Source organism: Roseovarius sp. ZX-A-9, assembly GCF_028369135.1.
Classification (GTDB): domain Bacteria; phylum Pseudomonadota; class Alphaproteobacteria; order Rhodobacterales; family Rhodobacteraceae; genus Roseovarius.
Genome location: NZ_JAPWHW010000032.1, coordinates 1 through 12,801, shown reverse-complemented (window position 1 = coordinate 12,801; position 12,801 = coordinate 1). Strand labels below are relative to the sequence as shown.

Annotated in this window: 14 protein-coding genes and 1 pseudogene; 10 read left to right on the top strand and 5 right to left on the bottom strand. The window is 60.3% G+C overall.

All coding sequences use genetic code 11. The annotated features are described in order from the left end of the window. Positions 1-264 precede the first annotated feature (264 nt). The 4 genes from O3306_RS20650 to O3306_RS20635 are packed head-to-tail and all read right to left on the bottom strand — an operon-like array spanning position 265 to position 2,604. Positions 265-651, bottom strand: a complete 387-nt coding sequence (locus O3306_RS20650; protein ID WP_272010909.1) for a hypothetical protein — start codon at positions 649-651, stop codon at positions 265-267. Further along, positions 648-1,955: a recombinase family protein gene (locus O3306_RS20645; protein ID WP_272010905.1), complete on the bottom strand. Its 1,308-nt coding sequence runs from the start codon at positions 1,953-1,955 to the stop codon at positions 648-650. The genes O3306_RS20650 and O3306_RS20645 overlap by 4 nt, the downstream gene beginning before the upstream one ends. Then, positions 1,952-2,404, bottom strand: a complete 453-nt coding sequence (locus O3306_RS20640; protein WP_272010902.1) for a DUF2924 domain-containing protein — start codon at positions 2,402-2,404, stop codon at positions 1,952-1,954. The genes O3306_RS20645 and O3306_RS20640 overlap by 4 nt, the downstream gene beginning before the upstream one ends. Then, entirely contained in the window at positions 2,401-2,604 is a 204-nt protein-coding gene (locus O3306_RS20635; protein WP_272010899.1) for a hypothetical protein, read from the bottom strand. Before O3306_RS20635 ends, O3306_RS20640 begins: the two co-directional genes overlap by 4 nt. 125 nt (positions 2,605-2,729) lie before the next feature. On the opposite strand from O3306_RS20635, the gene O3306_RS20630 reads away from it, so the two are divergent. From O3306_RS20630 to O3306_RS20600, 7 genes are all read left to right on the top strand, one after another. Further along, the gene (locus O3306_RS20630; RefSeq protein WP_272010896.1) at positions 2,730-4,934 is read left to right on the top strand and encodes a hypothetical protein; all 2,205 of its coding nucleotides are present in this window, start codon (positions 2,730-2,732) and stop codon (positions 4,932-4,934) included. A gap of 92 nt (positions 4,935-5,026) precedes the next feature. After that, the gene (locus O3306_RS20625) at positions 5,027-5,254 is read left to right on the top strand and encodes a hypothetical protein (protein ID WP_272010894.1); all 228 of its coding nucleotides are present in this window, start codon (positions 5,027-5,029) and stop codon (positions 5,252-5,254) included. A gap of 114 nt (positions 5,255-5,368) precedes the next feature. Then, a complete protein-coding gene (locus O3306_RS20620) occupies positions 5,369-6,079 on the top strand; it encodes a hypothetical protein (RefSeq protein WP_272010891.1) in 711 nt (236 codons plus the stop codon). Between the two features lies 1 nt (position 6,080). Next, positions 6,081-6,338, top strand: a complete 258-nt coding sequence (locus tag O3306_RS20615) for a hypothetical protein (protein ID WP_272010888.1) — start codon at positions 6,081-6,083, stop codon at positions 6,336-6,338. Next, a complete protein-coding gene (locus O3306_RS20610) occupies positions 6,331-6,540 on the top strand; it encodes a helix-turn-helix transcriptional regulator (RefSeq protein WP_272010885.1) in 210 nt (69 codons plus the stop codon). The genes O3306_RS20615 and O3306_RS20610 overlap by 8 nt, the downstream gene beginning before the upstream one ends. Beyond that, positions 6,537-8,852: a phage/plasmid primase, P4 family gene (locus tag O3306_RS20605; RefSeq protein ID WP_272010882.1), complete on the top strand. Its 2,316-nt coding sequence runs from the start codon at positions 6,537-6,539 to the stop codon at positions 8,850-8,852. Before O3306_RS20610 ends, O3306_RS20605 begins: the two co-directional genes overlap by 4 nt. 385 nt (positions 8,853-9,237) lie before the next feature. After that, complete coding sequence (locus tag O3306_RS20600) at positions 9,238-9,954, top strand: VPLPA-CTERM sorting domain-containing protein (RefSeq protein WP_272010879.1); 717 nt, start codon at positions 9,238-9,240, stop codon at positions 9,952-9,954. 213 nt (positions 9,955-10,167) lie between these two features. Here the strand turns inward: O3306_RS20600 and O3306_RS20595 are convergent. Next, positions 10,168-10,317: pseudogene (locus tag O3306_RS20595) on the bottom strand (integrase core domain-containing protein); the annotation flags it as partial. A 609-nt stretch (positions 10,318-10,926) separates the two neighbouring features. On the opposite strand from O3306_RS20595, the gene O3306_RS20590 reads away from it, so the two are divergent. The 3 genes from O3306_RS20590 to O3306_RS20580 all read left to right on the top strand — a co-directional run. Further along, positions 10,927-12,195, top strand: a complete 1,269-nt coding sequence (locus tag O3306_RS20590) for a site-specific DNA-methyltransferase (RefSeq protein ID WP_442970029.1) — start codon at positions 10,927-10,929, stop codon at positions 12,193-12,195. Further along, the gene (locus O3306_RS20585) at positions 12,192-12,404 is read left to right on the top strand and encodes a DUF7220 family protein (protein ID WP_272010876.1); all 213 of its coding nucleotides are present in this window, start codon (positions 12,192-12,194) and stop codon (positions 12,402-12,404) included. Before O3306_RS20590 ends, O3306_RS20585 begins: the two co-directional genes overlap by 4 nt. After that, on the top strand, positions 12,404-12,801 hold a 398-nt coding region (locus O3306_RS20580), incomplete at its 3' end, for a hypothetical protein (protein WP_272010873.1). The genes O3306_RS20585 and O3306_RS20580, both read left to right, overlap by 1 nt.

Here is a 12,801-nt window from a genome sequence, read left to right as displayed (position 1 = left end):
TGGACTGCCTTTGGCAGCGGATCCTAGCCGCTCGGGACAATCCTCACGTCCGACCTTTCCAGTGCATGGGGCTCCATGTCAGCCGTCAACCTATAGACGGTCCAGCCAAGTGAATTTCTTCCACGTTCAAAGGCGGGACGGTACATGTTATCCTCAGAAATAATTACCATATCAGCATATTCCGAGAAGAAGCGCCGTGGTCTTTCCCGCGATAAGGCGAAAGTTCCACACCATAGGCGCAGGCTTCGGCTTGTCTCATCTGGTTCAAGCCAACCACGTGGTTTTCTGCCCTTCCCACTCCACCGGAAACCCCTCCAACAGCCGCCCCAACGTCACCTCTGGCCCCGGCCTGCCGTCCATGATAGCCTCGATAATGTCGGGCGAGAGCAGCGTGAGCCGCAGCACCCGCGTCATGTAGGACGGCGCGATCCCCTCGCGCTCGGCGAGTTCGGCGATGGTTGTGAATTCGCCGGTTTCCAGCATCCGCTTCCAGCGAAATGCCCGCGCCAGTGCCTTGACCAACGTGTTATCCATCTTGCTGTGCCCAGATGCCCCATCCGGCATCTGCATCTCCTTGCGACCGCCGCGCTTCACGAGGCGGAACGGGATGTGCACTGTCACCGTTTCCGGCACTGGCTTCGCGCGGGTCATGCGGCCGTTCCGACGTCAGCCATCATTTCGCGCGCCAGCCCGGTCAGACCGTCCATGCGGAGGCGAACATTCAGGCCTTCGGTGCCGATGTCGATCCGCTCAACCAGCAGGGTCGCGATGCGCGCCTGCTCGGCGGGGAAGAGTTCATCCCACAGCGGGTCAAATTTCTGCAGGGCCGAGCGGGCGTCGGCCTCGGAGATGTCGTCGGCATTGGCGCGTGCCGTCTTCCATGTGCCTGCAACGATTTCGGGCTGGCGGAACACAGCGCGGATTTGGGCTATAACAGCCCGCTCGATCTCCCCCGCAGGCACGCGGCCGACAGCGCAAGCCCCGGCACCGTGTTTGAGGATGGTCTGGCTGACGTAGTAGCGGTAGAGCTTGCCGCCCTTGCGGGTGTGGGTCGGCGAGAAGGCCGCCCCGTCGGGGCCGTAGAGCAGACCTTTCAACAGCGCAGGCGTGTCGGCGCGGGTGCGCGCAGCGCGCTTGCGGGGGCTTTCGCTCAGGATGGCGTGCACGCGATCCCACGTCTCGCGGTCGATGATGGCATCATGTTCGCCGGGGTAGCTCTCGCCCTTGTGCACCGCCTCGCCAATATAGGCGCGGTTGTTCAGCAGGCGATAGAGGTACTTCTTGTCGATCCGGTTGCCGCGGGGCGTGCGGATACCGCGCTTGGCGACCTCGCGGGCCAGCTCCGTGCAGGACCCGATCTCGAGGAACCGGTTGAATACCCAGCGGACATTGGCGGCATCGGCCTCCTTGATGACCAGCTTTCGGTCCTTCACCTCGTAGCCCAGCGGTGGCACGCCGCCCATCCACATGCCTTTCTTGCGACTGGCTGCAAACTTGTCGCGGATGCGCTCGGCCGTCACTTCACGCTCGAATTGGGCGAATGACAGAAGGATATTCAGCGTCAGCCGCCCCATGGAGGTGGTGGTGTTGAACGACTGAGTGACGGATACGAAGGTCACGCCATTCCGGTCAAACACCTCGACCAGCTTGGAAAAATCCATCAGCGAGCGCGACAGGCGGTCGATCTTGTACACGACGACCACATCGACCAGCCCGTCTTCTACATCGGCCAGCAGCCGTTTCAGGCCGGGGCGTTCCAGCGTACCGCCGGAGATGCCGCCGTCATCATATTGATCGCGGACCAGTACCCAGCCCTCGGATCGCTGGCTGGCGATATACGCCTCGCAGGCCTCCCGCTGGGCATGAAGCGAGTTGAACTCTTGCTCGAGCCCTTCCTCGGAAGATTTCCGGGTGTAAACAGCGCAGCGTAACTTTCTGACGATCGGTTTGGTCATGCGCCCCTCCGATGGTTTTTCAGGCCGAAGAACACCCAGCCGTTCCAGCGCGTGCCGGTGATGGCGCGGGCAATGGCCGACAGCGATTTGTAGGGGCGGCCCTGCCATTCGAACCCGTCCGTGGTGACTGTGATAAGGTGCTCCACGCCTTGCCATTCGCGGATCAGGCGCGTGCCGACGATCGGCGTCAGGTCAGCGCGGATGCGGCTCTTCTTGCGATCGCCACCGTCCAGCTGTTCGCCAAGAGCCTCCAGCCTTTTCACCGTTTCCAGCTTCAGGCCACCATAAGCCAGTTCCTGAATGCGGTACGCGAGGCGGCTCTCGAGGTAGCGACGATTGAATGGCGGTGGCTCGCTATCGAACAGCTCACGCCATTGCTGCTTCAGGTCCGGCGTCGTCGTGGTCTTGAGCGCCGCCAGCCGGGCGGGAATGGGATCAGGTTTGGTCATGCGTTTCTCCTCTGAGTTGGAGTTGCATGAACGCTCTGGTCGGGCGGAGAGTGTAGGGAACTTTCTCCAGTTTCGTCAGATGCTTGAATAGCGTCTCTCATACGCAAGCGGATCAGGCCAAGCGCCAGCAACCCGCACAGTTCTGCGCGGCGTTCCAGCGGCTTCATGTGGATCGGGTTGAGCGGGTTGGGACGTTTCATGCTTATCTCCTTTCTGGAGAAAAGCCCTTCCCGACGGCCAAATGGGACATCGTGCGTCGAATTTCGGATATGACAGCGTGGCGTGCACGTTATACGGTAGTGGGGTAAATGTTTGGAGACTTGGTATGGTACGTGCCCCGGCGAAGACCTGCCCGAACCTGTCCCGGCTTTTCGACGAAGCTGAACCAAAACTTCTGGCGGCGTTCCTCCAAAGGAGGGACTTTGACAGGATGAGCTGGATCGAAACCTACCGGTTTGACCCTGATGATTCCGACGGTCCATCAGCCGCCAGTGAGATGCTGCGTAGGGAAAAGAAAGACCGGTTGGGCCCGCTCGAGTCCGAAGCTGCCCGCGTCGTACAGGTCGCGAGCGATCGCGGTGAGTATGTCCTTGATGGTCTCGCAAGCACCAAGCTCGACCCCGACCGTGCCAGAAAGCTACTGAACGGACGGGACCAGCTTGCGCGAAGTTTGTGGGCTTTTGTTAACGAACAGGGGCTGTTCGAGGCGGCGGAGAACAGTCTGCACCTGCGTCTCTACCGCCGCTACGACAAGCATTACCAGACCTTCATGGCCGAGCCGGCGCTCGACGGTGGCCCGGGCGCCGGCAGCGCAGTGCTGGATGCGCTTCTCGCCGATCTCCATGAACGTCTTGATCGCGGTGACGGCTACAGTCTTGATAGATTCGATATTCCCGCGGACAGCGACGAACCGGCCGCCGAGATGTTTCTGCTGTTTCATCCTGATCCTCCAGCAAGAGTTCGGGAGATCGATGACGACGGCAATCGGTCAAGCATTTATTTTCGCCCGCCCGGAGAGGCAATGATCGTCTATACGCCATCGACCGGGCGGGTGCATGTCCGCGCCGGCAACCGAAAGCTCAGGCATACCATCGCCGAGCGGTTCATCGTGACGGCACTCGAACAGACCTATTCCAACCAACCCGTCGACTTTCAGGCCTATGACATCTCGCAGTTCCTGAAGGGGTTCGATCTGGAGCCTCCAGACTTCGAAGATGTGGTGATTGAGCGGGCAAGGGTGATCCGCGCTGATATCAGCATCGGGAATCTCGCCAATCGTCTCTCGCTTTCCACTACCATCGATCGGGACATTTCGGAGATCATCAACAGCCAGCCGGGCCTTCCGAGAACCTTCGAGCGTGCAGTCGCGATCCGGTTCGTCGAGATCGCGGTGCGGTATCGACGTGCTGGACGAGACGATGCGCAAACCCTTGATTTCACGCTCACAGATCGGAACACAAGCAGTCTTCTCAGCCTCGATGACCCCTTTGAGCGCGTCCTTGGACATCGCTTGCTCCGACATTGGAAAATACTTCGTGAAGGGCGCGCGCCAGGCGATGAGGAGGGCATGTCAGTGATACCTGCGTTGCTGGCCATCTGGGACATCGGGGCAGACAAGGTTGCAGGCGCATGGCTTCTGGATCGCGGTGTCGCTCCGGGTCTTCTGACCGAGCTGGGCTTTCTCGTGCCCGCTGGCTGGGAAGGCGATGACGTGATCGACGATGAAGACGAGGTTGGTCCGGTCGCGGCCGAAGTGGTCGTCCGTGTCGAAAGGGGAGATGCGGAGCAAAGAGACCGCAAGGTGGCCGACCTCAAGGTCTCGGAGGGGCAGGGGGCGCCTGCGGGTAACCCGGATCGCTACAGGGTCTATCGGGTGCGTGAAGGCTGGGTTGCGGAACACCTGAGGACACGTCTCGGAAAAGTACTCGATGCTCCAGCCATCGAGAAGTTGACCGACTACCTGTTCTTCCTTGGAACGCTCGGTGTCGATGGTGGAGATGTTCCTGTTTACCTTGCGCGTGGTCTCGACCGGGAGAAAGTCCGCTCGGCCGTTGATACCGAGCTTCGGGCGCGCCACCACCTCGGTATCGGGCTGGTTCTGCAGGCCGGCAATGCGCCTGGGCCGTGTTTGGCGACCAACGTTCTGACGCCGCTTGCCGATCAGATTGCGGGCGAGTCGTCCGAAATCGCGTTGGCAGCAGACAAGCTCCGATCGGTGTTCCGAAGGCACCGAATCTTAGCCCGTGGAGGCCAAGCTGTCGAACTCACCCGCGTCGGGCAAAATATGGCGGCCCTGTTTGTTCCTGGGAAAGGCAGCATCGACATCAGGGGAGAGAACCGTATCGAGATCATTCAGCGGCTGGTAGATGCCCACAACGCAGGACCGATGCCGATGGTGACAGAGGATCTCATCAGGGGGATTGCTGAGGACCAGTCGCTGGCGAACATTTTCAAACAGCCGCTCTGGAATAAACTGAAGGCTGATTTCCTACAAAGCCCCGGAAAAGGGAAATGGGAGATCGCCATCTGACGGCCAGCTCCGATCCGGCTCCGGTTGGGGGGACTGACTAGCTCCGATTCCATGCGCCATTTCAAGGGCTCCATCACGACAGGAGTCCTCAGATGACGAAATCGACCACATTCCCCACCACACACGACACGGCCTCAAGGCCGCGCGCGCCTGACGCCCGTGACTGGCGCTGCCGGAAGTGTTTCAAGCTGCTGGGCCGCCGCAGCGCCCGCAGCGTTCACGTCAACTTCGCGCGTGGTCACCAGTATATCGTCAGCACGCCAGTGACGGCGGTCTGTCGCTGCTGCGGCACGCTGAACGAGATTCACAAAACCACCTGACCTGACCGACCGGCTCCATTGGGGCCGGTCACTTTATTTCAATTCCAGAGGCGCGCGACGCCCAGACCTGGCCATTAGGAGGCGCGAGACGCCCGGCCGAAAGGCTGGCGTCGAGTGTCTTTTCACTGGCACGAGGTTCACGCGCACCTCATCGAGCAAACAGCGCGGACTGGTTTTCAGAAACAGCTACGGGAGATGGCAGACAGGCAGGCTGTACTGGCCGGCTACCCGGACCCGGGCGCGCTTCTCGGGCTTCTGCATGGTGATGCTGGAACGGCTGCGGAAAAGAATGCAGTGCTTCGCGTTCTCGTTTCCGAGGCGCAGTCGGACGCACAGCATTCCGTGGCTGGCAACATCCTGGTCATTCTCGCGCTCTGGCCCGGCCTCGGCGCAGCGCGCAATCGACTGATGCGGTTTTTCCGAAATGATCCCGACGTCTTGACGGCGGAGTTGACGGGGCGACTGTCGCAGGGAATCGCTTCGATCCGCCTGGACCAGGTGAACAGGATCGCGGCGACGCTGCTGCGCAACGTCGAGCGGGACATCAAGCGCCAACTGATCCGGCAGACGGAAGAGACACGCGACCGCGCGATCGAGGACAGCGCAGCAATTGCCGAATGGCCCGCGCTGCCAGGGCGGGAAGTCTTTTCGACGTTGCGTCAGCATGTCGGATCGGATGCCGAGCTCGTCATGGCGGTGGCGGTCTTCGGCTTCAGCCAGAAGGAAGCGGCGCGCGCCCTGGGCCTTTCTTATGACGTGGCTCGCAAGCGCTATCAGCGCGCCATGGCCAGTCTTGTAGTGAAGGCCAATCTGGTTGAGCTGTGATATGTCCCAATCCGCCTTCCTGACTGGCTTTTCCCTGCAGGTGCCGCAGTTCCGTGGCGCCGCAATGCAGGAGGTTGCCATGAAGCAATCATGCGACGCGGAGTACCGGCAGATTCCGGGGCTGTTCAGGCTCTGGGATTTGCAGTTCGTCTTCAATCGCAGCGACGATTACCAGGTTCACTATGTCGAGCAGACCACTGACGGCGCCGCGCTGTTCGCGGTTTACCGGCGTGAGCAAGCGGGGTTCAGTCATGAATGAATTCGATCCTTACCTCACGCAGCGCGACCTCGAAACACGCTGGCAGATCAGCGGTCGAACGCTCGAACGCTGGCGCACTGAGGACTATGGGCCGGCTTGGTACGTCTTGGGCGGGTCTATCCGCTATCGCAGCGCGGATGTGGAGGCGTTCGAATTGCGGCAACGACGCGGGGTAGTTGCTCCGGATGGAGGTGACGCATGAAAGACGCCCAACACCCCTCCGCCCTGTGCGACGCCGCCCTCGCATATGCCCGTCGAGGCTGGCATGTCTTCCCGATTGGAGCTGGCACCAAGGGCCGAGATGCTTGGGGGGCTTCCACGCATCTCCTGGCGAATGGTCACAAGGGCGCGTCCCGCGATCCGGAGAAAGTTCGGACCTGGTGGACCCGCTGGCCCGATGCCAATATCGGGCTCAACCTCGCGGCATCGGGGCTCGTGGCGATTGATCCCGATCTCTACAAGCCGGATTGCCGGTGGGACGCGTTCATTCAGGGGCGCGATCTGCCGGACACGCTGGTTCAGCGGAGCCCCAGGGGCGGCAGGCACTACATCTTCAGCGCCGATCCTGATGTCCTATACGCTGGCAAGCTGTGCGATGGCGTCGACATAAAACACCGGGGCTACATCCTCCTCGAGCCCTCCGTCTTTGAAGGGGCGCTGTATCTGTGGGAAACCGATGATGACCCGGCGCGGGCACCGGACTGGCTGCCGACGCGGGGTTCTGCCGGTTCCGCGGCGGTGAAGGGCTCTGAGGAGATCCCGGCGTCGAAACCGGCGATCGCCATCGGGACGGACATTACTGCATCGAAAGCCGAGGTCGAGGACCTGCTGGAATGGATCGATCCCGATGCAGATGGATATGACGGCTGGATCGAAGTGCTGCAGGCGCTGCATGATCATTTTAACGGCAGCGATGAAGGACTTGGAATTGCCGATACCTGGTCGGCGCGGGGCGTCAAGTTCAGGCCCGGTGAAGTGGCCGCGAAGTGGCGCGGCTTCGCGATCGGCGGTGGCGTGACAGTGCGCACGATCGCACATCGCGCTCGTCTGAATGGCGCGAACCTCGCTGATATCGCCCGACGCCGGACGGATACCGGGATGACCAAAGGCAACGCCCGCGAAACCTCGGACGACCTTCCAGACCTGTCACATGATCATCTCGCACTTGATCTGGGTCGCCGCAGTTGGGATGACAACGCACGGCACGTCGCCCTCTGGGGGCAATGGCTGTTCTGGACTGGCTCACAGTGGCGACGGGATGAGACGCTGGATCACATGTCGCGCACGCGATCCTTTTTGCGGATGCGGGCCTCGGAATTGAACGATTGGGCTGATGACAAGTCCAGGTCTCTCGAACAAGATGGGCAGGACCGGGAGGCGCGGAAACTGAAGAGCTGGGCGCGCGACCAGGCAAAGGTTCTCAGAAGCAGTGCGACCGTCGCCGCAGTTTCCGGCCTCGCCCGGGCCAATCCTGCTTCGGCTACGACGCACGAAGCCTTCGATGCCAATCGATTTCTCGTCGGCACACCCGGCGGCACAATCGACCTGCGCAACGGCGAGCTTCGACACGCCCGGCGGGACGACATGATCAGTCGCCTCACGACCTGCGCGCCCGCCAATCCGGGCGTGGAGCCCGTCTTGTGGCTGCGGTTCCTCTCGGAAGTTTTTGACGGGGACATGGCGACCATCAGGTTTTTGCAGAGGGCCGCAGGGTATGCGCTCACGGGCAGCACCGATGAACACAAGCTGCTGTTTTTGCACGGGGCGGGGCGCAATGGTAAGTCGGTCTTCCTGAACACACTTCTGGATATCTGGGGCGATTACGGTCGGCGTGTTGCTGCAACCACCTTCCTGCATTCCCAGACCGAACGGCATCCTACGGATGTCGCGGGCCTGCACGGGGCGCGTCTGGCCATAGCTTCCGAGCTTCCCCGAGGCAAGACGTGGGACGAGTCCACGATCAAGGACCTCACAGGCGGTGATCGGCTGACCGCGCGGTTCATGCGGCAGGATTTCTTCGACTTCAACCCGCAGATGACCCTGATGATTGCCGGTAATACGCAGCCGTCGTTTCGTGGAGTCGATGAGGCGATCCGCAGTCGGGTCGTCCTGATACCATTCTCGGTCACCATCCCGGCGGAACGCCGTGATAGGAATTTACCGGACAAGCTGGCGGCCGAAGGTCCGGCCATTCTGCGATGGTGCATTGACGGGGCGCTATCGTGGCAAGGTGAGGGTTTGAGCGTGCCCCCCTCCATTGCGAAAGCGTCGGCGGCGTATTTTGACGAGGAGGATACCGTGGGTCAGTTCCTGCAAGACGAAACTGATGCGGACCCGCATGCATTCGTCGCCTCGGAGGACCTGATCTTTCGGTTCAACAGCTGGTCTGAGCGCCAAGGCCTCGGCACCTGGACCCAGCGAACGCTGATCAAGGAGTTGCGGCAGCGGGGCTTCCCGGATGCCCGCAACAAGAGGCAGCGTGGTCTGCGCGGCCTGAAACTGCGACTGGGGTGACAAAGGTGACAAAAAACAGACTATCCTACGTATGGGTGTTTTTCGGTCTCTCTATACGGGGGATAATGGGGAAACTGTCACTTTTGTCACCGCCGCCGATTGGCCGGGTGATGACATGGATGTTTTCGCGCCACTGAAAGGGTCGACTACGACCTCCTTGATGAATTCTCATTCAAGATCGCTCATGTCTGATCGCGCCATTTGTCCCCTCCCTCCCGCCCAATGTTCGACCGGGAGGGAAACACAAATCCAAACAGAAAAACCAGAGTTATTGGGTGTGCTGCCTAGTATCTTTCGGTTGTTGAAACACATTGTTTTTTTGACCTCTATTGAAGTCCCAATTCTCGGATGTTAGCAGATTAGAAATTGGAGGAGGGTATTTTTGATGTTCAACAGAGTTACGTCGGCCGCAGCTATAGCTACTTTAATTGCATTTGGTGCCAGTTCGGCTTTCGCGGCGAGTATCTATCAGGTCACTGTGACCGGGACGCTACAGCAGACCGTCACAACCGATGATGGAAACCTCACCCTCACGAGCAACGATGTTTTTGCATCTGCTTTCGGAAATTCATTTGAGATGACGTGGTCCGCTCCGCTTGACACAGAGCTGGACCCGTCGAACGCATGGATAGCGGGCGACATCTCGGCAGTCTACAATGGAAACTTAATATCGCCCGAGAGACCTGGCGCACGTGGCCTTTTGACAAAGAGACAAATCGATACTGGTCGTTCCGTAACAATTTCTGCGAACCTGCCTTCGGACGCGTTTGGAAGTGACGCACCTGACTTTGATGGAGGCTTACAATTGACAGCGATTTGGGGCGATAACGACCCTTATGACGTGAGTTATCGGTTGCCGCTTGATCTTGGCGGTGACGTTTATGAGACTCAGTATATCTCATTTTTGGGTATAGCGAACGTCAGGCGCTGTGGACCTAGGTATTGCTATACCACTCGACAAGGATACAATGCGTTCGCTAGCATTGACAACGTAGTAGTATCGCCTCAAGTTTCGGCTGTGCCACTGCCAGCATCTGCACTGTTTCTAGGTGCAAGCCTTGTGGGATTCGGTTTGTTGCGCCGCCGCAAAGAGGCGGCTTGAGCAGCGATAAGAAAGTCTTATGGCGACGTAAATAGTTTAGCGGTGGTGAGTAGCCGCAGGCCTGATTATTTGTTTTTGCCAAAGCAACATAAGTTGCTGGCCGAAACGTATTAAACTGTCGACGTTTGGTAACGTCGACATAGTTTCTTCGGTTTGACCTGCCCCTTTTTCAGGGCCACTCGTAAATCGAGTTTGCTCTCCATTTGTGTGCTATCATTCGGCGGCGTGAGCAATGGGCGCGGGCGCCGAGCCCTCAAATTTCTCAAGCGTCCGGCGTGCTTCTGCGGGCGTTTCGTTACCAAGCGACGAGTGTGGCCTGACATTGTTGTAGTCGTACCGCCACAGAACAAGTTTGCGCCTTGCCGGTACTGCGGTTGATAGTCCGACCAATGCAGCGGGGCTGCATCCACAGCTGTTTAAGAACGGGCATCAGACGAAGATGGCAGAAACCGTGTGAAGTCCCGCATCGCACGCAGATACATCGTCTGCGTCTTCGGCTGCAGTCCCTTGATCTGCATGTCTTCGACAAAACGCTGACGTAGTTTGGGAACATAATGATCTGACATCGAAACCTCCTGTCATCAGATTAAGAAGGTCCCAATCGTCCGACAGGCGCGCCTATCCACCAAATCCACCGCTCAAATCAGCGCGTAGCTCCCGCCACAAGCGCCAATACCGCGTGAGCGGTTTCGTCCTCGTCCGCATGTCAGTCCTTCGCACGCGATGCTGCGGATACCTGCTCTCGTTTGGTGTGCGGTACGCGGGCGGATCAATGAGGGCGACTTGGCTCATGGTTCGTTTCGGCCCCGAGTTCTTGCAGTAAGTGCAGCCGATCCAGCGCTGGCGATTATGATGCTCTCTTTGCAAGATGGCGGATCCTGTCGTCACTTGTCATTTAATGTCAATATTCCAATGACTTGCCTGATTTGATATACTGCCCGTGAACACTGGTTCATTGCACAGGGCGGGGGCATGGCAGCAACATCCCACAATCAGACGGCAGGCTATGACGCGATCGGTGCGCGGGCGGTCGATATGTGCCTGGTCGCGGACCTCGTGCCCTACGCGCGCAATGCCCGGACCCACAGCGAGGCGCAGGTGGTCAGGATCGCGAACTCGATCCGGGAGTTCGGGTTCAACAACCCGGTGCTGGTGGACGCCGAGAGCGGTATCATCGCGGGGCACGGTCGGGTGCTGGCTGCGCGCAAGCTCGGGCTGGAGCGGGTGCCGGTGATTGAGCTGACCCATCTCTCTGAGGCGCAGAAGCGGGCCTATGTCCTCGCGGATAACCGACTGGCCGAGCAGGCGGGGTGGGACCGGGATCTGCTGGGGCTGGAACTGGCGGACCTCTCGGAGCTGGGGATCGATCTGGGCGATATCGGCTTTGAGGGGGCGGAGCTGGATGCACTGCTGGATCATGGGGCGGGAGATCCGAAAGAGGAAGCGACACCCGAAGCCCCCGACGTCCCGGTCTCGCGACCGGGCGATCTCTGGCAACTGGGCGCGCACCGGTTGATGTGCGGCGACGCCACGGACGCGACTGCTGTTGCTCTCCTGTTGAGCGGCGTCACACCGCATCTCATGGTCACGGACCCACCTTATGGCGTGATGTACGATCCGGACTGGCGCAATCGGGCAGGGGCCTCGGAAACGAAGCGCACCGGCAAGGTGTTGAACGACGACCGGGCCGACTGGCGCGAGGCCTGGGCCCTGTTTCCCGGTGACGTGGCCTATGTCTGGCACGGCGCGCTACATGCGACGACCGTGGCCGAGAGCCTGCAAGCCAGTGGCTTCGATATCCGCAGCCAGATCATCTGGGCCAAGGAGCGGCTGGTGCTGAGCCGTGGGCATTATCATTGGCAGCACGAGCCCTGCTGGTACGGCGTGCGCGGCAAGGGGCATTGGTCCGGGGATCGCACGCAGACCACGCTCTGGACGATCCCGAACCGGGATCAGGACGCGGAGACTGTTCATGGAACCCAAAAGCCGGTGGAGTGCATGCGCCGCCCGATGTTGAACAATTCCAGCCAGGGGCAGGCGGTATATGAACCCTTCTCTGGCTCCGGCACGACAATCATTGCGGCGGAGAGCTGCGGGCGGGTGTGTCATGCCATGGAACTCGATCCGGCCTATGTGGACGTTGCAGTGCTGCGTTGGCAGAACTTAACGGGGCAGGCGGCGCGGCTTGCGGGAAGTGACAGCTCCTTCGCGGATGTCTCGGATGAACGGGGGGCGGCATGAGGCAGAGCCGGTCCTTCTCGGCAGTTGAGGCGGCAACCAATGTGATCCTCGGCTGGATGATCGCCCTGATCACGCAGGCGCTGATCTTCCCGGTGGTCGGGCTGCAGGTCATGCTCTGGCAGCATCTGACGCTGAGCGGTGCGTTCACGGCCGTGTCGTTCCTGCGCAGCCATGTCTTGCGCCGTCTCTTCCCCTGGAGGACCTGCTGATGGGGCGCCCACCGATCACCCTGACGCCGGCGCAATGCCGGGAGGTCGAGACTTTGGCTGCCTTGCTGAGCCAGGAGCAGATCGCGGATTACTTCGGGATTGCCCGCAACACCTTCCGGGCCATCTGCGCGCGCGACGAGGAGGTTGTTGCGCACTATAAAAGAGGCAAGGCCAAGGCGATTGCGCATGTTGCCAACGGGCTCCTGCAGAAGGCCAGAGCAGGGGATACGGCCTCGTCCATCTTCTATCTCAAGACGCAGGCGGGCTGGCGGGAGACCGCTGCCATCGAGCACTCCGGTCCCGAGGGTGGCCCGATCGAACTTTCCAACGCCAGCAGGCGATTGAAAGACCATATCGATCGCATCGCCGAGCGTATCCGTGCGGTAGAGGCCGACGA